Here is a 21,812-nt window from a genome sequence, read left to right on the forward strand (position 1 = left end):
AAAGGTAGGAATTATTGTTAGTCTTTTCTTAAATATAATCATATAAGATTAGAAGTAAAATAGTATCTTCGCATTGTTAATTCTTAAAATGAATGAGAGATACTAACACTAGTAAAGAAAAAGAATTTATAGCTGTCATTCAGGATAATAAAACAGGCAAGGTTTTAACATCCGGTCTAAGCACCTATGCCTTGCTAAAAAAAACTCAGGCAGAAAAAAAAATTTATTTAGTTGGTGATTCTTTTGATGATTTATACACAGCAGAGGAATTTTTATGGAACAAAGATAAGACCGTGATATTAATCAAAGTTAAAACCAACAAAGATTCAGATAAATATTTACAAACGACGGATTTCTTGGAGGAAAATAGAAATTCCTATTCCTATTTAAGTATTTTAGAAAAAAAAATAGGAAAAAGCATTAAAGGAGAAAAGCAAAATACACATATTACTACTGTTTTAAAAAAAGGTAAATCCAAAATTGCGCAAAAATTTGGAGAAGAAGCAGTAGAGTTGGTAATTGAAGCAGCTAAGGAAAACGATAAATTATTTAAAGATGAAGCCGCAGATGTTTTTTATTATTATCTGATATTGCTGCAGGAAAGAGGATTTTTACTAGACGATATTTTAAAGCAATTAAAGCTACAACGAAGAAAAATTTAAAGTTCTTCCTCCTTAATCTGTTCAATTTCGATTCCTGCCTCCCTTAAAAAATCAATTCCACTCGTATCAGAATATTCATTGATATATACCAAACGCTTAATACCTGCCTGATGAATTAATTTGCTGCATTCGCGACAAGGAGAAAGAGTAACATAAAGAGTAGCTCCTATACAGGATTGTGTAGATGCAGCTACTTTAAGGATGGCATTGGCTTCAGCATGCAAAACATACCATTTCGTAGTTCCCGTTTCGTCCTCGCATATATTTTCAAAACCCGTAGGAGTACCATTATATCCGTCAGAAATAATCATACGGTTTTTTACAATTAAAGCTCCCACCTTCTTTCTTTCACAATAAGATAATTTACCCCATTCTTGAGCCATGCGTAAATAAGCAATATCATATTTTGTTTTCATAAGCTAAAAATACATTTTTTTACTAAAAGGCTTGACTTATTTATTGATACTTTTTTATTTTTTTAACAGTTATTAAAAAGGGAAATACATATATATAAAAAAAGTATTTATGAATAATTTAAATTATTTGGAATAATTATTGTCATAAACAAAAGATAAAATATGTTATAATTAAATAATAATACATTTAACACGGAAAAATTTTGTTATGGAAAATCTATTAGATTCATTAAAGAAAATTATTACACCCGAAGCTGTTTCTAATATATCTTCAGAATTGGGAGAAGATATAGGAAAAGTTACATCAGCAATAAAAACAGCCGTTTCCAGTTTATTCGGTGCAGTTCTAGAAAAAGGTAATGATAATAAGTTAGAAAATATATTGAAACAAGCGGGAAATATTCCTTCCATTTCTAATGTAAAAGGATTGTTTTCCGGACAAGCAGATGCTGAAACACAAAAATTAAGTTCGGGCTTTTTAAATAATCTTTTTGGAGATAAATTAGGAAACTTTTCTTCTCTGATATCTTCTTCATCAGGCTTAAAAAGTGAAAGTACTACCAAACTAATGGGAGTTATATCACCATTAGTAGCAGGATTTTTAGGACAAAAATTATTAGCAGGAGGAAATTTCAAAGGCTTATTAGGACAGATAAATTCAGAAAAAAATGGTTTTTTATCATCAATACCTTCAGGTTTAGCCGGTATTTTAGGAGTTTCTTCACTATCAGGATTAGGAGATTCTTTTCTTAACAAAGTTTCATCTCAAACTAAAGAAACTGCAGAAAACGTAAAAGAAAAAGTAGAAGATACCTATCATGAATATAAAGATAAAATGGAAAAACATTCCGGTGGCGGTTGGTTAAAATGGCTTATCATATTTTTACTTGCGGGTATTTTAATCATTTGGTTATTTTCTAAAAATGGATGTTCTAAAGGGAAAGGTACTACAGCTTCGGTAAACGATTCCATTCAAAAAGTAGAGCCTAATGCAAATAATAGAGACACAGTTTCAGCTAATAGTACTAATCCAACAGATCATAAAATAAAAGAATTACTTCCTATTACGTTGCCAAGCGGAACAGTTATCAATGCTTTTCCCGGAGGAATAGAAGACAAAATGGTCAATTTTTTGCAATCCGATGAATATAAAAATGCTACTAACGACGATTTAAAAAATAAATGGTTTGATTTTGATGCCATCAATTTTGAATTTGGAAGCGGAACAAAATTAACGCCTGAATCGGAAACACAAGCAAAAAATATTGGAATTATACTTAAAGAATTTCCTGATGCAAAAGTTAAAATTGGAGCTTATACCGATAAAAAAGGAAATGACCAAGATAATTTAAAATTATCACAAGAAAGAGCAAATACTGTAAAGGAAATATTTATTAAAAATGGATTTGGAGATAGAGTTGACGGTGCTGAAGGATATGGTTCCAAATTTGCAACAGTTGATGCAAACGCTTCCGATGAAGAAAGAGCTAAAGACAGAAGAATTTCTTTACGTTTTGAAAAATAAAATTTAGACAATTAATTTAAAAAAACTATTATACTGTAACAATAGGATAAATATGTAAGAATCTAAGAAATAAAAGTAAAACCTTAAGAATTCTATTCGTAACCCATTCTTTATTTTATATAAATGAATGGGTTTTTTTATTTCTTATAATTTAAGAATAATATCTAGTATCTGTAAGCTCAGCGCATAGTTAAATATTCAATTTAAATGCAGAGCAAAAAATAGAATAGATAAAGTAAAGCACGCTATTTATCACGCTCATAATTAAATAATAATCTAAATATAAATTAAAGAAAAACATAAAATCGGCTGAAATATTTTGTATTATAAAAAGATAATTAGTATTTTTGTTAAAATAATTAAGTAAAGTGAAAACAATATTTTTAAATAATATATCTTGGTGGTGGTGCTCTCAGCTTCAATAGCCGTGGGCAGTAAGGTATATTATTTTAAATAAAATAGTAAAAGAATAAGAAAAACCTACCGTGTTCACGGTAGGTTTTTTTGTTTTTTGAAATGATTAATTACATAAAATGAAAAAAATGAAGCATACATATAGTGTAAACCAAGAAGGTTACTATGGAGAATTTGGAGGAGCTTATATTCCTGAAATTCTTTATGAAAATGTGGAGATTCTAAAAAACAATTATTTAAAAGTATTAAATGACCCAAAATTTCAAAAAGATTACCACGATTTACTAAGAGATTATGTAGGAAGGCCTTCACCTTTATATTTGGCAAAAAGACTGTCTCACAAATACGGATGTAAAATCTACTTAAAAAGAGAAGATTTAAATCATACCGGAGCGCACAAAATCAACAATACAATAGGTCAAATATTATTGGCGCAAAGAATGGGTAAGACCCGAATCATAGCTGAAACCGGAGCGGGTCAACATGGAGTTGCCACGGCTACAGTTTGTGCACTAATGAATATGAAATGCGTCATTTATATGGGAAAAGTGGATGTGGAAAGACAAAAGTTGAATGTTGAAAAAATGCAAATGTTAGGAGCAGAAGTACTACCCGTAACGAGTGGAAATATGACCTTAAAAGATGCTACTAATGAAGCAATTCGCGATTGGTGTTCAAATCCGAAAGACACGTATTATATTATAGGTTCCACCGTAGGACCTCATCCTTATCCGGATATGGTTGCTCGTTTACAATCAGTCATCAGTGAAGAAATTCGCAAACAACTTTTAGAAAAAGAACAAAGAGAAACCCCCGACTATTTAATAGCATGTGTAGGAGGAGGAAGCAATGCTGCCGGAACCATCTATCATTTTTTAAATGAACCTTCGGTAAAGATTGTCTTAGCTGAAGCAGCAGGAAAAGGATTAAACTCCGGAGAATCTGCTGCGACTATCCATTTAGGAAGATTAGGAATCATTCACGGAAGCAAAACATTACTCATGCAATCAGAAGATGGACAAATAGAAGAACCGTATTCTATATCTGCCGGATTGGATTATCCGGGAGTAGGTCCTCTTCATGCCCATTTGTCAAAAACCAAACGTTCTGAAGTTCTGGCAATCACAGATGAGGAAGCTCTAGATGCAGCCTTTGAATTAACAAGATTAGAAGGTATAATTCCCGCCATTGAGTCGGCACATGCCTTAGGGGTATTGAAGAAAAAGAAATTTAAAAAAGAAGATATTATTGTGATCTGTCTATCGGGAAGAGGAGATAAAGATATGGAAACATACATAAAAGTTCAGAAAAAACGAAACGAATAAGATATGAAAATACAGGTAAAAACAAAGAAATTATTAGCAGACCTACAAACTCCGGTAGGAATATATTTAAAAATAAGGGATGCTTTTCCTGAATCTGCTTTACTCGAAAGTTCTGATTTTCATGGAGGAGAAGACAGCTCGTCTTTTATTGCGATGGATCCTTTAGCTAAATTTAAAGTAAAAAATTATGAAATTACAACGGAAATAAACGGGCAAACAAAAATCAAAAATTTAGAACAACCCTTAGTCAATGAATTGGATGATTTTATTAAAAGCTTTCAATTTCAGGGAGAGAATCCTGCTAAAATTAATGGTTTTTTTGGATATACTTCCTATGATAGTATTCAATATTTTGAATCGGTTGATCCTAAAAATAAAAAATATGAAAATGCGGATATTCCTGAATTATTTTACATTTTTTACCGATTTATATTAGTTATTAATCATTTAAAGAATGAATTAACCATAGTTGAAAATATTCCCCAAGGAGAAAAATCAGATATTCATCAACTAGAAGCCTTATTGCAAAATAATAATTTTGCTTCCTATAATTTTAAGATCAAAGGAGATGAAAAAAGTTTTATTTCCGATGAAGAATTTATAGAGTCTGTAAAAAAAGGGATTGCACATTGTAAAAGAGGAGATGTCTTTCAGATTGTTCCTTCACGGTGTTATTCACAAGCATTTACCGGCGATGATTTTAAAGTATATCGAGCGTTACGATCTATTAATCCGTCTCCCTATCTTTTTTATTTCGATTTTGGTTCTTTTCGAATATTCGGATCATCCCCCGAAACGCATTGTAAAATAAATAAAGGACGAGCATACATTGATCCTATAGCCGGAACTTATAAAAGAACCGGAGATGATGAAAAAGACAGAAAACTTTCAGAAAAACTCTTACAAGATGAAAAAGAAAATGCAGAACATGTTATGTTGGTAGATTTAGCAAGAAATGATCTGAGCCGAAATTGCCATGAGGTCCAATTAGAATTTTTTAAACGAGTACAGTATTTTTCACATGTAATACATTTAGTTTCTCGTGTGAGTGGAATTGTGGATGAAAATAAAAACAGTATTTCTGTATTTGCAGATACATTTCCTGCAGGAACCTTATCCGGAGCACCCAAAGTTAGAGCCATGCAATTGCTGCACGATATAGAAAAGCATATGCGAGGAATATATGGAGGATGTATCGGATATATTGGTTTAGACGGAAATTTAAATCAAGCAATTACCATCCGGTCATTTTTAAGCAAAAATAATGTATTGTATTATCAAGCAGGAGCGGGCGTTGTATCCAAGTCAAATCCCGAAGAAGAGTTGAAAGAAGTAAATAACAAGTTAGGAGCACTTAAAAAAGCAATTGATCTGGCAGAAATTTTAAAAAATTAATTATATATGAAGGCTTTACTTATTATCGATATTCAAAATGACTATTTTGAAGGAGGAAAAAATCCTCTAAATAATTCTATACAAGCTTGTGAACAAGCAAAAAACATTTTAGAAAAGTTCAGAAAAGAACAATGGCCGGTAGTCCATATACAACATGTATCTTCACGGTCGGATGCTACTTTTTTCCTTCCTCATACTCAAGGGGTAGAAATACATTCCCATGTTAAGCCGAAAGACGAAGAAAAAGTCATCATCAAGAATTTTCCAAATAGCTTTATAAATACAGATCTTCAAGATACTTTAAAGAAACTTAAAGTTGATGAACTTGTAATTTGCGGAATGATGACCCATATGTGTGTGGATGCAACTACTAGAGCAGCAAAAGACTTAGGCTATACATGTACTTTAATAGGCGATGCTTGTGCAACCCGAGATCTTGAAATTAAGGGAGAAAAAATACAAGCTAAAGAAGTTCAAAATTCATTTTTAGCAGCCTTAAGTTATTACTATGCCGATGTACAAACGGCTAACTATTTCTTAAATTCATGTTTTAAGTAAATATACAATGAAACTATTGGTTTTAGATAATTATGATTCATTTACCTATAATTTGGTTCACTTAATCAAAGAATTGAATTATACGGAAGTAAATGTATTTAGAAACGATCAAATCACGGTATCGGAAGTAGCAGACTATGATAAAATAATATTATCACCGGGCCCGGGAATACCTTCCGAATCAGGAATATTGCTCTCATTAATCAAACAATATGCTCCCACTCATTCCATTCTGGGGGTGTGCTTAGGAGAACAAGCTATAGGAGAAGCTTTTGGTGCTAAATTGACCAATTTGGAAGATGTGTATCATGGAGTAGCAACGAAAATAAGAATAATAGATGAAGACTATATATTCAAAGGCATTTCTGAAGAAATGGAAGTTGGGAGATACCATTCGTGGATTGTAGATAACCAAAATTTTCCGGATGAACTTCAAATTACGGCTGTCGATCATGATAATCAAATTATGGCTATAAAACATAAGCATTATGATGTCCACGGAGTTCAGTTTCATCCTGAATCCATACTTACCCCGAAGGGCAAAAACATTATAAAAAATTTTTTAGAAAATTAAGTTGATATGAAACAACTATTAAACAGACTCTTTGAGCATCAATATTTAAACCGAGAAGAAGCGAAAGAAGTATTGACTAAAATGGCCGCGAAAGAATATAATGAATCTCAGATTGCCGCTTTTATAAGCGTTTTTCTTATGAGAAATATTAGCATCGATGAATTTTTCGGTTTTAGGGATGCTCTTATGGATTTATGTTCGGATGTTTCATCATTAGCCGCATATGATCCTATAGATATCGTAGGTACGGGAGGGGATAATAAAAATACGTTTAATATTTCTACTCTTTCTTGTTTTGTGGTAGCCGGTGCCGGATATAAAGTTGCAAAGCATGGAAATTATGGCGCAACTTCTGTTAGCGGAGCTTCCAATGTGATGGAACAACACGGAGTTAAATTTACTGCAGATATCGGTAAACTTGAACGATCATTAGATCAATCCAATCTGGCCTTTTTACATGCTCCTTTATTCAATGATGCCATGAAGGTGGTAACACCCATAAGAAAAGCATTAGGAGTTCGTACATTCTTTAATATGCTGGGACCTGTAGTAAATCCAATAAAGCCTAAAAGAAATGTATTAGGAGTCTTTAACCTTAAAATGTCTCGTTTATATTATTATATTTATCAAAATACCGATTGTAATTATACGGTCGTGCATAGTTTAGACGGATATGATGAAATATCCTTAACCGATAATTTTAAAGTGGTTACCCATTTAGGGGAACATATCTATTCTCCCGAAGATATCGGTTTGGAAAGATGTACGCAACCGGAGTTGGACGGAGGAAAAACACCTGAAGAAGCTTCAAAAATTTTTGATAATGTATTAAATAATCAAGCAACCAAAGCCCAAAAAAATGCTGTAATAGCTAATTCGGCATTTGCCATACACAATATAAATCCCAAATTAACTATTGAAGAATGCATCAATCAAGCGAGAGAATCTTTGGAAAGCGAAAAAGCGAAACAAACTTTTCAAAAATTTTTAAGCCTGAATAATTAGGTTTAATAAAAATAAAAAAGATGAAAAAATTAGTACTTATAACATTTATCTTGTGGAATCTAGTATCCTATTCTCAAATAAAAGAAAGAGATCAAAACTTAATTGGATTTTGGCAAGGTACAGAAAAAGGAACTCGAGAAGGAGGAATACGTAACTATTGGATTAAGCAACGGAATATTGACGGAACTTTTCTTTTGTTGAAAATTCAATTGTTGGGAGGAACTGAAGAAAGAGCGATTGTAGATAAAGGGGAATGGTGGACGGAAAAAGGTAATTATTATGAACTTCATTTTACTAGTAAAACAATTGATACCTATTTTTATTATTTTCCTGATCAACAACAAGTTCAGTTTAGAAGAGGACAAATAAACGGAGATTCTGTTGATTTAGATGATGAATTTGTAGAAAAAAAAGTAGTTGATGAGGATAATCACTCATTCATTGAACCATAAAAGAAAAATATGCCTACTATTTTAGATAAAATTATTGATTGTAAAAGGATTGAAATTGAAAAATCAAAAAGGAAAATTTCAATTAAAGATCTGGAAAATAAAATACAAAATGTAAAGAAAAGACAATCGTTTAAAGAATCCATACAAAGATCTTCAACCGGTATAATTGCAGAATTTAAACGTCGATCTCCCTCGAGGGATTGGATTTTTAAAGATGCAAAAATAGAACAAATTATACCTTGTTATTCTGAAAACGGAGCAAGTGCTATATCCATTCTCACCGATACTGATTTTTTTGGAGGTAATTTGCAGGATTTGATTAATGCACAAGCCATTACACAAACTCCCCTTCTTCGTAAAGATTTTATGATTGATGAATATCAACTTTTTGAAGCTAAGGCTTACGGTGCAAGTGCAATATTGTTGATAGCCGCTGCTTTAACTGTTGAAAAAACTAAAGAATTGGCAAAACAAGCTAAAAATCTTGGATTGGATGTGTTGTTGGAATTGCATTATGAAAAGGAATTAGATTATATTAATGAATGGGTAGATGTAGTAGGAATTAATAATCGTAATTTAAAAACCTTCGTTACGGATGTACAAGTTTCATTTGACATGGTTAATAAAATACCCCCTGAGTTTTTGAAAATTTCTGAAAGTGGAATATCTTCTTCTCAAACTGTAAAAGACTTAATGCTAGCCGGATATAAAGGATTTTTAATGGGTGAAAATTTTATGAAAACGAATAATCCCGGTAAAGCTTTACAAGATTTTATTGAAGAACTTACATAATCATACCAATTAATAGATGAAAATTAAAGTTTGTGGGATGAAATATCCTGATAATATTGAGCATCTTTCTCTAATACCTATAGATTATATGGGATTTATATTTTACCCGAAATCCTTACGTTATATAGATAAGATACTCCCCGAAACCATTCTTTCACAAACTAAAGATATTTTGAGGGTTGGGGTCTTTGTTAATGAAAAAATAGAATCGCTATTCAATAGGATTGAAAAATATAAGTTGGATGTTATCCAACTTCATGGATCGGAACATCCAAAATATTGTTCAGATCTCATAAAAAGTTTTCCTAATATAAAAATAATTAAGGCTTTTAATGTATCATCTCCTAATGATTTGCACAGTACAAAAGAATATAATTCAGTTTGTGACTTCTTTCTGTTTGATACTAAAAGCACACAATATGGTGGCTCAGGGAAAAAGTTCGATTGGTCATTGATGGATTTTTATACAGGTGAACTTCCTTTTTTTTTAAGTGGAGGTATTTCAATGGAAGATGTAGGTAAAATTAAAGAAATAAAGCATCCGAAATTATATGGTTTGGACTTAAACAGTAAGTTTGAACTAGAACCGGGAAGAAAAAATATTGAATTAATAAAAGAATTTATAGAAGAAATAAACTATGAATAGAATAAAGCAATTATTTAATAAAAAACAGAAAGACATTCTTTCCATTTATTTTACGGCCGGATATCCAAATCTTGCCGATACAGGTAAGATCATAAAAGAGCTTGAAAAAAACGGCATAGATTTAATAGAAGTGGGTATACCCTTTTCAGACCCTATGGCAGATGGACCGACCATTCAGGAAAGCGGCACGTTGGCCTTGAAGAATGGAATGAATTTAAAATTGCTTTTCGAACAAATTAAAGAAGTGAGAAAAGAAGTTGAATTGCCGTTACTATTAATGGGATATCTAAATCCTATTATGCAATACGGAATTGAAAATTTTTGTAAAAAATGTAAAGAAGTCGGTGTAGATGGAGCAATTATACCTGATTTGCCTTTTAATGATTATAGTACAAAATATAAATCGATTTTTGAAACTTATGATATAAAAGTTATAATGCTTATAACTCCCGAAACATCAGAAGAAAGAATTCGCTTGATTGATGAAAATACGGATGGATTTATATATATGGTTTCATCTGCCTCAACAACGGGAGCGCAAAAAAGTTTTGATGATAAAAAAGTAGAATATTTTCAAAAAATTAATTCCATGAAATTGCGTAATCCTCGTTTAATAGGGTTTGGTATTTCTAATAAAGCTACTTTAGAAGTCGCACAATCTTATGCTAACGGCGCTATCATTGGAAGTAAGTTCATTACCTTGTTAAAAGATAATAAAACAATAGAAAAAGCGGTTCAAGAATTAAAAAATACTTTAAAAACTTGATGGGTTTTTTAGTTTTTAAGTGTTTGGTTAATACCCTTTATCTTTTCATGGAAAAAATATATGTTCATTTTTCGGTTGCAGTACAATCTTCGCCTGAACTAATTTTAACGAAAAATTATTTTAAAATAATTTTTTAAATAGTAAGTGTATTTCTTTTTATCCTTATAATAAAGGGATTTACAGAGAAAACGGGTAGATTAAAAAATACTTTTTCCATGGATCAAAAAAAAATATTTTACAAAGCCTTATTAGAAAGGGATAGTTCATTTGAAGGAACTTTTATTGTTGGTGTTAAAACTACCGGTATATTTTGCCGTCCTACTTGTTCAGCACGAAAACCTAAATTTGAGAATGTTGAATTTTTTCTTCAACTAAAGAAGCTTTAAGTAAAGGATATAGAGCTTGTAAAATATGTCATCCTATGGAAAGGAATGGTGAAACGCCGGAATATATTCATAAATTATTACAACATTTGGAAGACAACCCCAATATTAAATTAAAAGACTTTGATATAAGGAATTTTGGAATTGAGCCAATAAAAGTTAGAAGGTGGTTTCTTAAAAATCATGGAATTACTTTTCATATGTATCAAAGAATGTATAGAATAAATGAGGCATTTAAAAAATGTAAAGAAGGAAAGAATATTACACATATTGCCTATGACTCAGGATTTGAATCGTTGAGCGGATTTAATGAAACTTTTAAAAAAATAACAGGAATTACACCTAAAATGAGTAAAGAAAAACAATTAATTAATCTTACCCGCTTGGCAACCCCTTTAGGTACTATGATTGCTTGTGCCTCAGAGAAAGGCATATGTTTATTGGAATTTTCGGATCGTAAAATGTTAGAAAGAGAACTACAATTAATATCAAAGCGTTTTAATGCTTCTATTGTGCCAAGTGAAAATAGTTTATTTAAACAATTAAGGCAGCAATTAGACTCATACTTTGAAGGTACTTTAAAAGAATTTACAGTTCCTTTAGACTGGATTGGTTCTGATTTTCAAAAAGAGGTATGGAAGGTCCTTCTTCAAATACCTTACGGAAAGACTTCAACTTATGCCATTCAAGCAAAACGTATCGGTAAGCCCTCTTCTGTTCGAGCGGTTGCAAATGCTAATGGTATGAATATGATTTCAATACTGGTTCCTTGTCATAGGGTGATTGGTTCGGATGGATCTTTAACAGGTTATGGAGGAGGACTGTGGAGAAAGAAAAAATTATTAGAGTTAGAAGCAAAAGGTTCGTTACAATTAAAATTGTTTTGATATTAGCAATATAACAGACTATATAGTATAATTGGTTAGTAATTTATTTTTATCAATTCTCAATAAGTTCAAAATCTAATTGTTTCTTTTCAAGATTAGCTTTTATAACTTTAATAAATACAGTATCTCCCAACTGATATTGATTGCCGGTTCTTTGTCCTATAATAGAATAGGTCTTTTCATCATAGCGATATTCATCATCCCGTATATCTCTTGTTTTGATCATTCCTTCGGTTCCGAATTCTTTAATTTCTACATAAATACCATATTCGGTTATTCCGGTGATTACTCCCTCAAAAGATTCACCTAAGTGTTTTTCCATAAATTTAACCTGCATGTATTTAATACTGTCTCTTTCAGCATCAGCGGCTAATTTTTCCATATTGCTGCAATGTTTTGCCATATTCTCGATGATTTCTTTGTTTGCAGACGGTTTTTTGTCTAGAAAATCTTGTAAGAGACGATGGGCAATTACATCAGGATATCGGCGTATGGGAGAAGTAAAATGACTGTAATAATCGAAAGCTAAACCATAGTGACCGACATTTTCGGTTGAATATTTTGCTTTTGACATAGTACGGATGGTTAGCGTTTCAATCATATTTTCTTCGCCTTTGCCTTTTACGTCGGCAAGTAATTTATTGATGGATTGATAGGTTTTATTTTTATTGGTTATATTTATATCATATCCCAAAGTATTTACAAATTGTTTAAGAGAGAGTAATTTTATCGGATCCGGGTCGTCATGAATTCTATAAATAAAAGTTCGATCGGTTGGATTCCCTTTTTTATTGGTACTAACATATTCGGAAACTTTTTTATTGGCCAGAAGCATAAATTCTTCAATTAAATGATTGCTGTCTTTTCCAATTTTAAAATAAACTCCTACGGGATTTTTATTTTCATCTAAGTTAAATTTTACCTCTATTTTGTCAAAAGAGATTGCACCTTTGTTCATTCGGTCCTCTCTAAGTAGCTTTGCCAAATTATTAAGGGTGTGTATTTCTTCTTCAAAATCGCCCTTTTTTCCCTCAATAATCTCTTGGGCTTCTTCATAAGTGAATCTTCTGTCCGAATGAATAACCGTTCGTCCAAACCACTGTTTTTTTACTTGTGCTTTCTCATCCAATTCAAATACGGCGGAAAAAGTATATTTATCTTCTTTAGGACGTAAGGAACAAACATTATTGCTTAAAACTTCAGGAAGCATTGGAACAACTCTATCGACTAAATACACGGAAGTTCCTCTTAAATAGGCTTCTTTATCTAATAGGGTTCCCGGTTTTACATAATGGGAAACATCTGCGATATGAATTCCGATTTCCCAGTTGCCGTTGTCTAACTTTTCGATAGAAAGTGCATCATCAAAATCCTTAGCATCCACAGGGTCAATGGTAAATGTAGTGACAGTACGCATATCTCTTCTTTTAGATATTTCATCCTCTGATATGCGTATATCAAGTTTTTCCGCTTCTTTTTCAACTTCATAAGGAAATGTATAAGGTAACCCATATTCACTTAAAATAGCATGAATTTCGGTTTCATTTTCTCCCGGATCTCCTAATACTTCAACGATAGATCCCGTAGGACTATCTTCTTTATCTTGCCAATCGAGGAGTTGAACCACTACCAGTTGACCGTTTTTTGCGCCGTTGAATTTATCTTTTGGTATAAAAAAATCAGTGTGAACAGAAGGTTTATTAACTACTGCAAATCCAAAATTTTTGTTCGGAGAATATTCAAATTTTGCAACAAATTTTGTTTTGTAACGTTCCAGGATTTCAATAACTTCTCCTTCCGGTTTTCTGTTTTTAAATTGATGGACTATAGCTTTTACCATGTCATTTTGTAAAGCTTTTCCTGTTTTTCCTTTCGGTATAAAAATATCTTTTTCAAGACCGTCAACAATTAAATAGGCATTACCATTCTGACTGAAATCAATTTTTCCGGTAACGGATTCTTTTATGGAATTGATTTGATATTTTCCGGTTTTTATTTCTGTTAGTTGTTTCTCAGAAACCAAACTTAAAAGTCCTTGTATTACAAATTCCCTTTGTCTGGGATTTTTGTAATCCAGTATTGTGGATATTTGTTTATAATTGTATTGTTTATTCGGGTTTTTTATAAAGATGTTAAGTATATTTCTTTTTAAATTTCGTAGTTTCTCTTTATGTTTAGTAGAAATTATTCTCTTTTTCTTAGTCATAATATATTTTAAAATTTATTTAAATATTCGCCTATTTCATAAAAACTTATCAGATAAATTTATGTTAATAAGTAATTATTTATTGTTACAAAAAGTTAACCACAACGAATATTTATCCAATCGAATTTAATAGTTGGATTAAATACGGAGTTACTATAGGAGCAAATATAGCAGTTAATACACCATTTAAAGCCATTCCAAGTGCTCCGTAAGCGCCAAATTTTTCGCCATTTTTAACAATTTCCGCCGTACCTATAGCATGAGAAGCAGAACCCACAGCTATTCCGATTGCTTTGTGATCTTTAATTCCTAATTTAGTTAGGAATCCCCATCCGAAAAGGGCACCTACAAATCCGGTAATAAAAACTATCGCAATAGTAAGAGACGGAATACCTCCCAGTCCTTTAGATACCTCCATTGCAATAGGCGTTGTTACAGATTTTGGAGATAATGAATAAGCTATAATGTCTGAAGCGCCTAGAATTTTTGCTATAACAACCACGGAAATAATTCCCGCAAGACTTCCCGCTATCATAGCGATAAAAACTCGTATATAACTGCCTTTTAAATGTTTTATATACAAATAAAGCGGTAGACCCAAAGTTACCACGGATGGTCCCAGCCAAAAAGAAATTAAAGAGGTATTATTGTTATAATCTTCATACGAAGTATGTGTCACTTTTAAATAGACAATCAATAGGATTATAGAGGTTATACCCGGATGAAGTATTTTATATTTGAATTTAGTAAACAACAGATTACATAACCAAAAAACCAGTAAGGTTAACGTTATATGAAAAAGAGGAGTATCTAAAAATTCCTTCATTCTTTTTTCTTTCTAATAAGTAAACTTACAGTTAATAACACGATAAAGGTACTAAGTATAATGGATATTAAAATTGCTAACCATTCCTTAGATATTAGGTCCCATTGGGAAGCTAATCCAACCCCTAAAGGTATAAATAAAATTAGCATATTATTTAAAAAGAAAGTAGCTACTTCTTTTATATCCTCCACTTTTATGATATTCAATTGTAAAGACACAAGTAATAACAGCATGCCTATTATGCTTCCCGGTATCTTAATTTGCAGGATGAAAACTATTAATTCACCAATAAAATACAACAGTAATATAATTCCTAATTGTGAAATTAATTTCATATAGCAAAATTACTATATTAAATATAAATCAAATATTATTTTTCATAAGATATTTAATCAAAAAAATAATTTTTAAGTAAAAATTTAGATTTTGATTTGTATTTTGATAAAATTACGATTAAATATTTTATATATTGGAAATAATTATTCCATCACTAGTTTATAAATAAGCCAATTTGTTTAGGCTAAATAGCTAGACGCTTTATCAATAAAATCAATAGTTTCAATCGAATTTTCAGCATCTAAATGAGATGAGGTTGAATTTTTTAACGAATGTACTATTTCTTTATATAACAATTTATGAAGCGGTTCTTTGGGTAAATCAATACCTTCAAAAAAGCTCTCTTTTACATTATAATGTACTAGTTGATCCAAATATTGGCCACCAATTTTTATTGTTCCTTTTTCTGCAATGATAGTAATTGATGATTCAAAGTTTTTTTCATAGGTAGAGATGGTGTAACACATACTTCCCAGTGTCTTTCCCGATTTAAATTGTAAAATTCCACTATCGGGGAATTCAATTACGTTTTGATGCGTATAATTGGCAGTTAAATTGCTTATTAATTCAATTTTTCCCAACAAATAATGTATTATGTCTATGAAATGAGAAAATTGCGTAAACAGTATTCCTCCATCTAACTGCTTTGTTCCACGCCATGAATTTTTTTTATAATAGCGGTTATTTCTGTTCCAAAAACATTCAATATTTATAAGAAAAATTTCACCTAAATAATCATTGTCAATTAAATTTTTGACATGATTTATTATATGTGAAAAACGTAATTGCAAAGAGGTAAATAATCGAACATTATTATTCTTTGCAATAGTAATTAATTCTTCAATCTGGAATTTATGGAATGTAATGGGTTTTTCCACCAACACATTTTTAGATAATTCCAGGATTTCTTTCGTTTGTTTATAATGGTAACCGTTGGGTGTTGCAACTATATACAAATCAATATCAGGGAAAATAATATGGCATTCTGATATACTTTGAAAAATAGGGATATTTTTATTTTCCAAAATAAAATTATCCGTATCTATCAAAGCAACTACATTTAAATTTTCATTATGTGATATATTTTCAAAGTGTATTTTTCCTATATGGCCGTATCCTATAATAGCTATTTTAAGAATGTTTTTTTTCAAATTTATTTAAATATTTTACAAATTGAATTAATAAAATTACAGCAATTGAAAATATTAGACCTGCTAATGCGAAAGTAAGAGTATCACGTTTATAAAATAAAGATTTACTATTTACTAATTGTGGCTCAGAAATTAATGATATTACTTGAGATTCTTGAACTTTTTCAACTTCAATTTCAGCTAATGATTTGGTTATTTCTAAGGATTTATTAAGTAAGTCTTGTTCAACGTTTGTCTTTGATTCTCCATTTAATGATATGGAAGAGGAAACTTTAGTTTTGTCTCCTTTAGCTATAGATAATAATAAGGTATCAATTACTTTTAAATCTTTTTTATATAGATTGCTTTTAATATCCAGAGAATTTAAATTAGCATCTTTAATTTTTTTATAAAAGATATCATTTTCAATGGGATCTATAATTTTACTTTTGATTTCATCAGGTGAAAGTTTTTTTAAAGATGTAATGTATACAATATGATTAGGATAATCTGTATCTACCAAAAGTTTTCTGAAATCCTCTATTTTAAATTGTCTTGAAAAAATAGTATCATTTTTATAAAAATCTGAATTTTTTTGTACATAACGGTAGAAAATATCTAGTTCGCTTGTAAAAGTTTTTATGGGACTGATCGAAATTGATTTTAAATCCTTGAAAAATGCATTATCCAATTTTCCGCATGATTGATTATATGAATTAATTTGTTGGTAAAGTTTGGACGCACTTTTAAAATTAGGAGCTAAAATCATTTCATAATTATAATAGCTTGGTAAAACTCTTTTATTGAAATATCCTACTAAGCCAAATATTATAACAGTAATTACTATTATGAAAAAATATCTTTTTAATAAAATAAAAAACCATAAAAGAGGTGTTATAATATTCTTCCAGAAAAAATTAAGAGTAGAAGAAATAAAATTTTTAAAGATGTTTTTAAAATAATCTAAGAGACTTATAAAATCAAGATCTGGATTTAAATTTTTATTATTTTCCAAATTTAAATTTTTATTTTCGTTATCCATTTATTTTATATAATTAATTCTTAATAGTTAAAATTTGCTCTAATATTTTTTGAGTGATCAAATACGTAGGTTTTACACCGGTTAAACCCAATCCTCCGGAGGCTAATGTACTTCCAGTTTCTAATGGATTATCTGAAGCATAATAAGCATATCTTAATTTTACGTTTTCACCTATATGATGACGTATTTTAGATGCCACTTGAATAGCTTTTTGATAATGTGCTCCCTCCATTTCTAAACCGATGGCTTTCCAAGATGTTTGCATAAAATAAGTCAAAACATTTTTATTTTGTAAAGAAGTACCTAATACGGTAATCATGGCTCCTTTATAAGCGTTAATATTATATCCCTCAAAATCTTTTAAAGAAAGTTGGTTATGAAAAGGGTAGTTATCTGCTGTCCCTTCAAATATATGAGCAGTTGGAATCATAATATCGCCTTTATTTCCAACTAAAATTCCGGCTTTACCTAAGATAGATATTGAGTCAACATTTAGCTTTAATTTTTCTTTCGCATTATTTATAGGCCTTAATAATTCATCCATTATCTCAAAAGCTTGTTCTCCGAATGCATAATCAAAAACAATTAAAATGTCTTCTTTGTTTATGTTTTTAATATTTTTAAAAGGGGTGTTTTTAAAATTAATCTTAGATAGATCGAAGATTTGAACGTCAATATTTGATCCGCTGGTATCTTTACTGTATATCATGCCATTTTTTTGAGCATAACTTTTTACAGAATCAACTAAATCTAAATTTTTACTTAAATCTTCATACATTTTTAATTCTTCATCTGCATGAAAAGTCTTATTTAAAGAATCAAAAGCATACAACATATTTTTCACACTATGCATATTGGAGCTTATAATGTGAATTTTTTTATTTATTAACTTATTTTTAATTAATGTTTTTTTAACATTTTCCGCCCATTTTTCACCAAATAAATGATGACCTACTCTTTCCTTCAAAATGGAGCTGAAAAATATTTCTCTTCTTCGAATTCCTATTTCGTCTTCTTTACTTACTCTTCCTAAATTGTAAATAATCTTTATAAAACGATCAGGATCATTTGTTTCTTGAAAGTTTTTATAAGCAGTAATTACTTCATCAAAACTTCTGCCCAGCATGGTGGCTATATGAGCTAAAATTACCTCTCTTTCTTTTCTTTTTAAAGGTTCAGAGCTTAAGGCTGCATTTTCAACAGATATCCAAATTCTTCCCACTTTTCCGTTAAAATCATGAGTTCTTTTTCTGATTTTGTCTGCTTCATTATATAAAAACGTAAGGTGGGTTAATATATCATAAATTTCAGATCTTCCTAATAATACTTCAATGTTCATTTGGTGCTCATCCACCCGATAACAAGTTCTCCTTCTTTTTTTAGGATAGATAGGGGTAAATGATGATTTGTCTAATCCTTCATTGGAGGTTAAAAATATAAATGAACATTCTTCAATACCTTGGGGGAGCCTATCTAAAACATAGTTGAGCCCATTAAGTTCCACTTTATCCGGATCGGCTATTGATCCATATATTTCCGGATTTAATTTTAATAAATAGTTTCTTAATTCAAGTCCTGAAGTACCCGTTGGTTTGAAGCCACCTCGGTTAAAAAGATGACGCATGGTAATATATAATCTTTCAATTACATCTGTCGATTCTCTGGCTTTATATATTGTCATCTTGATAATTTTTTAAACAAAGATAATACATTCTTTTATTTGGTATAGGGATTAATAATTGGACGTAACCCTTTATGGAAAAAAGATTTCCGTATTAGTTATAATATAAATTAGAATAAATATTTAAATAAGTTGTGTGTATTAATATAATAATATTAAAATAACTAATGTATCAGAAAATAAAATTCAATCATATTGCTCTTTTGTTGGTTTAAAAATTTATATTAAAAAAAAATATTAAATAATTAGTATAAAGGAAAAATTAATAAGAGGTATAAAGTATAAATTATTTTATTTTATCACAAAAATAAAGCCAAAGTATATTTTGCGTATCTTTTTTGAATATTTTAGCTAAAATTTATAAATTATATTGTCTCGTCATAAAAACTGTAATTACAGCATTATAATTGATTTTATTTATTTGTAATTAAATCTTTGAATTTCTTAATATGGATTAATAAATTATATTTTGCCCTTAAGCTCATAAGATAAGGAGTAGTAAATTTTCTTTATTGTTCTTGTGAAATTTTATTTGATGCAATAAGAAGAGAAACTACAAACATATATGTATCAGTAGTAAAAGTTAATATATAAAAATTCCTACAGATTTGATTTAACGTAACTAGTCATTTTTTGATATAAATGATATCGAGTATTTCCGCCATAAATTCCATGATCTTTATCAGGATAAATAGCTGTATCAAATTGTTTTCCATTTTCAATAAGAGCTTTGATCATTGCTGCAGAATTTTGAAAATGTACATTGTCATCTGCCGTTCCATGAATAATTAAAAATTTACCCTGTAAATCTTTTGCAAAGTTTATAGGTGAATTTTCGTCATATCCTGTTGGATTTTCTTGTGGAGTTTGTAAAAATCGTTCGGTATAAATAGTATCATAGAATCTCCAATTGGTTACCGGCGCAACAGCTATTCCCATTTTAAATAATCCATTAGACTTTGTCATACATAGAGAAGTTAAATAACCACCAAAGCTCCAGCCCCATATCCCAATTCTGTTAGAATCGATAAAAGATTGGGTTTGCAACCACTTTGCAGCAGCAATTTGATCTTCAAGTTCAAGTTTACCTAGCTGTTTATATGTTGATTTTTTAAAGTATTCCCCTCTTCCTCCGGTTCCTCTTCCATCAACGGAAACAATTATATATCCTTCTTGCGCAAGCATTTGGTGCCACCAATAATTGAATGAATCCCAAGAATTGGTTACCGTTTGAGATCCGGGGCCTCCGTATACATACATTAAAACAGGATATTTTTTATCAGGATTGAAATTTATAGGTTTAATCATGTATGATTTCAACTTAATCCCATTTTTAGCTGGAATTTCAATAAATTCTAATTTTTGAATTTCTTTCTTATTGGCATAAGATACTAAGGACGAATTATCTTCCAGAGTTTTTAATATAGATCCGTTATTGTTCCTCAATGTAAATACAGGAGGTGTATTTGCTGTACTAAATTGATCGATGAAATAAGAAAAATCAGTACTAAATGAAGCATTATGGGTTCCTATTTCATTTGTTAAAATTTTCTGTTTACCGGTTTTAATGTTAACGGAGGTAACTATCCTATTGTTAGATCCTTTTTCATTGGATTGAAAGTATAAGAGGGAATTTTTATTATCTATTCCATAAATTCGAATTACGTCCCAATTCCCTTTAGTAATAGGTTTTATTATTTGTCCTTTAGCATTATAAAGATATAAGTGATTGTAGCCGTTTTTTTCGGAGTTTAAAACAAAACTTCCATCGGCTAATAAATTAATATAAAGTTTGTCAGTGTCAATCCAAGTAGTGGATGTTTCCGTTACTAATAATTGAGTGTTAAGATTTGCCGGGTTTATTTTTAAAACAGTAATTTTATTTTGAAAACGATTGGAAGTTATTGCGAATAAATCTCCATTGGGTGAGAATTTACTATTTATAATATAATAATTTTCGTAATTAGATAAAGAAACCGTATTAATTTCTTTTTTATCTAAATTATATAACTTTAAGCTAACAATAGAATTGTCTTCTCCAGCTTTTGGATATTTATAAATGAAATGATTGGGATACAAAAAGTTTTCATATAATGGAATATCAATTTCTTTAACATGAGATTCATCAAAATGTATAAAGGCAATATTCTTTCCGTCCGGCGACCATTCAAAGTTTCTTACATGAGCAAACTCTTCTTCATAAACCCAATCTGAAATTCCATTTATGATTTTATTCTTTTTTCCATCATGCGTAACTTGTGTTATTTGCAATGAGGGAAATTCTTGATAATAGATATTATTTTCATAAACAAATGCTATTTTAGAACCATCAGGAGAAAAAATAGGTTCTTGTATGGGTTTTTTGTTGAAAACCTCAAAAAATGATTGGGTTTTTATGTTATACAGAGTATAAATTCCCGATTTTGAGCGTCGATATATTGGAAACGATTCATTTTCTAAAAGTAAATAATTTTCATCGTTATTAAATAAATAATCGGAATAAGTACCCGAAATGATCGTATTTATTTTATCAAAGGCATCATAGGAATATTTTTCAATACCATTTTTAGTTAGAATAGTATATTCTTTACCATTTTTTAAAGATTTTATTCCTGAAATGGTTTTTGGATAAAATTTACCGCTCCATATTTCTTCTAGTGTTATTTTTTGAGCATTAATATTTACTACGAATATGCATAAAATTATAGATAACAATATACTTTTATCAAATCTCATAAAGATCATTTTTAAAATTTAGAATAATAAATAATAGCTTTTATTAGCTAACATA

21 protein-coding genes are annotated in these 21,812 nt (G+C 30.1%); 13 read left to right on the forward strand and 8 right to left on the reverse strand.

The window, feature by feature from the left end; all coding sequences use genetic code 11:
• Positions 1 to 92 precede the first annotated feature (92 nt).
• Positions 93 to 662: a phosphoribosyl-ATP diphosphatase gene (hisE, locus tag G8C41_RS09215; RefSeq protein WP_105296501.1), complete on the forward strand. Its 570-nt coding sequence runs from the start codon at positions 93 to 95 to the stop codon at positions 660 to 662.
• Here the strand turns inward: hisE and G8C41_RS09220 are convergent.
• Positions 659 to 1,078 carry a deoxycytidylate deaminase gene (locus tag G8C41_RS09220; protein WP_105296502.1) on the reverse strand — a complete coding sequence of 140 codons (420 nt, stop codon included), beginning with the start codon at positions 1,076 to 1,078 and terminating at the stop codon, positions 659 to 661. The two genes, hisE and G8C41_RS09220, sit on opposite strands and share 4 nt — an antisense overlap.
• A gap of 208 nt (positions 1,079 to 1,286) precedes the next feature.
• Here G8C41_RS09220 and G8C41_RS09225 point away from each other — a divergent pair, with 208 nt between their 5' ends.
• The 12 genes from G8C41_RS09225 (at position 1,287) to G8C41_RS10205 (ending at position 11,800) form a co-directional block, all read left to right on the forward strand.
• On the forward strand, positions 1,287 to 2,603 hold the full coding sequence (locus tag G8C41_RS09225; protein ID WP_166007428.1) for a DUF937 domain-containing protein: 1,317 nt from the start codon (positions 1,287 to 1,289) through the stop codon (positions 2,601 to 2,603).
• 542 nt (positions 2,604 to 3,145) lie between these two features.
• Positions 3,146 to 4,342: a tryptophan synthase subunit beta gene (gene trpB, locus G8C41_RS09230; protein ID WP_166007430.1), complete on the forward strand. Its 1,197-nt coding sequence runs from the start codon at positions 3,146 to 3,148 to the stop codon at positions 4,340 to 4,342.
• A 3-nt stretch (positions 4,343 to 4,345) separates the two neighbouring features.
• The gene (locus G8C41_RS09235) at positions 4,346 to 5,737 is read left to right on the forward strand and encodes an anthranilate synthase component I family protein (RefSeq protein WP_166007432.1); all 1,392 of its coding nucleotides are present in this window, start codon (positions 4,346 to 4,348) and stop codon (positions 5,735 to 5,737) included.
• Positions 5,738 to 5,743: 6 nt separating this feature from the next.
• Positions 5,744 to 6,295: a cysteine hydrolase family protein gene (locus tag G8C41_RS09240; protein WP_166007434.1), complete on the forward strand. Its 552-nt coding sequence runs from the start codon at positions 5,744 to 5,746 to the stop codon at positions 6,293 to 6,295.
• Positions 6,296 to 6,302: 7 nt separating this feature from the next.
• Positions 6,303 to 6,869, forward strand: a complete 567-nt coding sequence (locus G8C41_RS09245) for an anthranilate synthase component II (protein WP_166007436.1) — start codon at positions 6,303 to 6,305, stop codon at positions 6,867 to 6,869.
• Positions 6,870 to 6,875: 6 nt separating this feature from the next.
• Positions 6,876 to 7,874, forward strand: coding sequence for an anthranilate phosphoribosyltransferase (gene trpD, locus G8C41_RS09250; protein ID WP_166007438.1), 999 nt, complete (start codon positions 6,876 to 6,878; stop codon positions 7,872 to 7,874).
• 20 nt (positions 7,875 to 7,894) lie between these two features.
• Positions 7,895 to 8,326, forward strand: coding sequence for a hypothetical protein (locus G8C41_RS09255; protein ID WP_166007440.1), 432 nt, complete (start codon positions 7,895 to 7,897; stop codon positions 8,324 to 8,326).
• 9 nt (positions 8,327 to 8,335) lie between these two features.
• On the forward strand, positions 8,336 to 9,118 hold the full coding sequence (gene trpC / locus G8C41_RS09260) for an indole-3-glycerol phosphate synthase TrpC (protein ID WP_166007442.1): 783 nt from the start codon (positions 8,336 to 8,338) through the stop codon (positions 9,116 to 9,118).
• Between the two features lie 16 nt (positions 9,119 to 9,134).
• Positions 9,135 to 9,764 (forward strand): phosphoribosylanthranilate isomerase, encoded by a 630-nt coding sequence (locus G8C41_RS09265; RefSeq protein ID WP_166007444.1) that lies wholly within the window; start codon positions 9,135 to 9,137, stop codon positions 9,762 to 9,764.
• Positions 9,757 to 10,530: a tryptophan synthase subunit alpha gene (gene trpA / locus G8C41_RS09270; protein ID WP_166004963.1), complete on the forward strand. Its 774-nt coding sequence runs from the start codon at positions 9,757 to 9,759 to the stop codon at positions 10,528 to 10,530. The genes G8C41_RS09265 and trpA overlap by 8 nt, the downstream gene beginning before the upstream one ends.
• A 215-nt stretch (positions 10,531 to 10,745) precedes the next feature.
• Entirely contained in the window at positions 10,746 to 10,916 is a 171-nt protein-coding gene (locus tag G8C41_RS10090) for an Ada metal-binding domain-containing protein (protein WP_185152299.1), read from the forward strand.
• A gap of 35 nt (positions 10,917 to 10,951) precedes the next feature.
• Entirely contained in the window at positions 10,952 to 11,800 is an 849-nt protein-coding gene (locus tag G8C41_RS10205) for a bifunctional transcriptional activator/DNA repair enzyme AdaA (protein ID WP_185152300.1), read from the forward strand.
• A gap of 52 nt (positions 11,801 to 11,852) precedes the next feature.
• Here G8C41_RS10205 and rnr read toward each other — a convergent pair whose 3' ends face one another.
• From rnr to G8C41_RS09310, 7 genes are all read right to left on the reverse strand, one after another.
• Complete coding sequence (rnr, locus tag G8C41_RS09280; RefSeq protein ID WP_166007446.1) at positions 11,853 to 14,006, reverse strand: ribonuclease R; 2,154 nt, start codon at positions 14,004 to 14,006, stop codon at positions 11,853 to 11,855.
• 112 nt (positions 14,007 to 14,118) lie between these two features.
• Positions 14,119 to 14,832 carry an LrgB family protein gene (locus G8C41_RS09285; RefSeq protein WP_166007448.1) on the reverse strand — a complete coding sequence of 238 codons (714 nt, stop codon included), beginning with the start codon at positions 14,830 to 14,832 and terminating at the stop codon, positions 14,119 to 14,121.
• Positions 14,829 to 15,167: a CidA/LrgA family protein gene (locus G8C41_RS09290; RefSeq protein WP_105296516.1), complete on the reverse strand. Its 339-nt coding sequence runs from the start codon at positions 15,165 to 15,167 to the stop codon at positions 14,829 to 14,831. The genes G8C41_RS09285 and G8C41_RS09290 overlap by 4 nt, the downstream gene beginning before the upstream one ends.
• A gap of 180 nt (positions 15,168 to 15,347) precedes the next feature.
• A complete protein-coding gene (locus G8C41_RS09295) occupies positions 15,348 to 16,319 on the reverse strand; it encodes a Gfo/Idh/MocA family protein (RefSeq protein WP_166007450.1) in 972 nt (323 codons plus the stop codon).
• The gene (locus G8C41_RS09300) at positions 16,300 to 17,340 is read right to left on the reverse strand and encodes a hypothetical protein (protein WP_166007452.1); all 1,041 of its coding nucleotides are present in this window, start codon (positions 17,338 to 17,340) and stop codon (positions 16,300 to 16,302) included. Before G8C41_RS09300 ends, G8C41_RS09295 begins: the two co-directional genes overlap by 20 nt.
• Positions 17,341 to 17,353: 13 nt before the next feature.
• Complete coding sequence (locus G8C41_RS09305) at positions 17,354 to 19,021, reverse strand: DUF6909 family protein (protein WP_160567880.1); 1,668 nt, start codon at positions 19,019 to 19,021, stop codon at positions 17,354 to 17,356.
• Positions 19,022 to 19,621: 600 nt separating this feature from the next.
• A complete protein-coding gene (locus tag G8C41_RS09310; protein ID WP_166007454.1) occupies positions 19,622 to 21,757 on the reverse strand; it encodes a S9 family peptidase in 2,136 nt (711 codons plus the stop codon).
• Between the last annotated feature and the right edge of the window lie 55 nt (positions 21,758 to 21,812).

Origin of the sequence: Apibacter sp. B3706 (genome assembly GCF_011082725.1) — a bacterium.
Classification (GTDB): domain Bacteria; phylum Bacteroidota; class Bacteroidia; order Flavobacteriales; family Weeksellaceae; genus Apibacter.

What these genes read in the sequence shown, in the direction of transcription:
- hisE (WP_105296501.1), top strand. Translation starts at nt 93, where the DNA reads ATGAGAGATACTAACACTAGTAAAGAAAAAGAATTTATAGCTGTCATT.
- G8C41_RS09220 (WP_105296502.1), bottom strand. Translation starts at nt 1,078, where the DNA reads ATGAAAACAAAATATGATATTGCTTATTTACGCATGGCTCAAGAATGG.
- G8C41_RS09225 (WP_166007428.1), top strand. Translation starts at nt 1,287, where the DNA reads ATGGAAAATCTATTAGATTCATTAAAGAAAATTATTACACCCGAAGCT.
- trpB (WP_166007430.1), top strand. Translation starts at nt 3,146, where the DNA reads ATGAAGCATACATATAGTGTAAACCAAGAAGGTTACTATGGAGAATTT.
- G8C41_RS09235 (WP_166007432.1), top strand. Translation starts at nt 4,346, where the DNA reads ATGAAAATACAGGTAAAAACAAAGAAATTATTAGCAGACCTACAAACT.
- G8C41_RS09240 (WP_166007434.1), top strand. Translation starts at nt 5,744, where the DNA reads ATGAAGGCTTTACTTATTATCGATATTCAAAATGACTATTTTGAAGGA.
- G8C41_RS09245 (WP_166007436.1), top strand. Translation starts at nt 6,303, where the DNA reads ATGAAACTATTGGTTTTAGATAATTATGATTCATTTACCTATAATTTG.
- trpD (WP_166007438.1), top strand. Translation starts at nt 6,876, where the DNA reads ATGAAACAACTATTAAACAGACTCTTTGAGCATCAATATTTAAACCGA.
- G8C41_RS09255 (WP_166007440.1), top strand. Translation starts at nt 7,895, where the DNA reads ATGAAAAAATTAGTACTTATAACATTTATCTTGTGGAATCTAGTATCC.
- trpC (WP_166007442.1), top strand. Translation starts at nt 8,336, where the DNA reads ATGCCTACTATTTTAGATAAAATTATTGATTGTAAAAGGATTGAAATT.
- G8C41_RS09265 (WP_166007444.1), top strand. Translation starts at nt 9,135, where the DNA reads ATGAAAATTAAAGTTTGTGGGATGAAATATCCTGATAATATTGAGCAT.
- trpA (WP_166004963.1), top strand. Translation starts at nt 9,757, where the DNA reads ATGAATAGAATAAAGCAATTATTTAATAAAAAACAGAAAGACATTCTT.
- G8C41_RS10090 (WP_185152299.1), top strand. Translation starts at nt 10,746, where the DNA reads ATGGATCAAAAAAAAATATTTTACAAAGCCTTATTAGAAAGGGATAGT.
- G8C41_RS10205 (WP_185152300.1), top strand. Translation starts at nt 10,952, where the DNA reads ATGGAAAGGAATGGTGAAACGCCGGAATATATTCATAAATTATTACAA.
- rnr (WP_166007446.1), bottom strand. Translation starts at nt 14,006, where the DNA reads ATGACTAAGAAAAAGAGAATAATTTCTACTAAACATAAAGAGAAACTA.
- G8C41_RS09285 (WP_166007448.1), bottom strand. Translation starts at nt 14,832, where the DNA reads ATGAAGGAATTTTTAGATACTCCTCTTTTTCATATAACGTTAACCTTA.
- G8C41_RS09290 (WP_105296516.1), bottom strand. Translation starts at nt 15,167, where the DNA reads ATGAAATTAATTTCACAATTAGGAATTATATTACTGTTGTATTTTATT.
- G8C41_RS09300 (WP_166007452.1), bottom strand. Translation starts at nt 17,340, where the DNA reads ATGGATAACGAAAATAAAAATTTAAATTTGGAAAATAATAAAAATTTA.
- G8C41_RS09305 (WP_160567880.1), bottom strand. Translation starts at nt 19,021, where the DNA reads ATGACAATATATAAAGCCAGAGAATCGACAGATGTAATTGAAAGATTA.
- G8C41_RS09310 (WP_166007454.1), bottom strand. Translation starts at nt 21,757, where the DNA reads ATGAGATTTGATAAAAGTATATTGTTATCTATAATTTTATGCATATTC.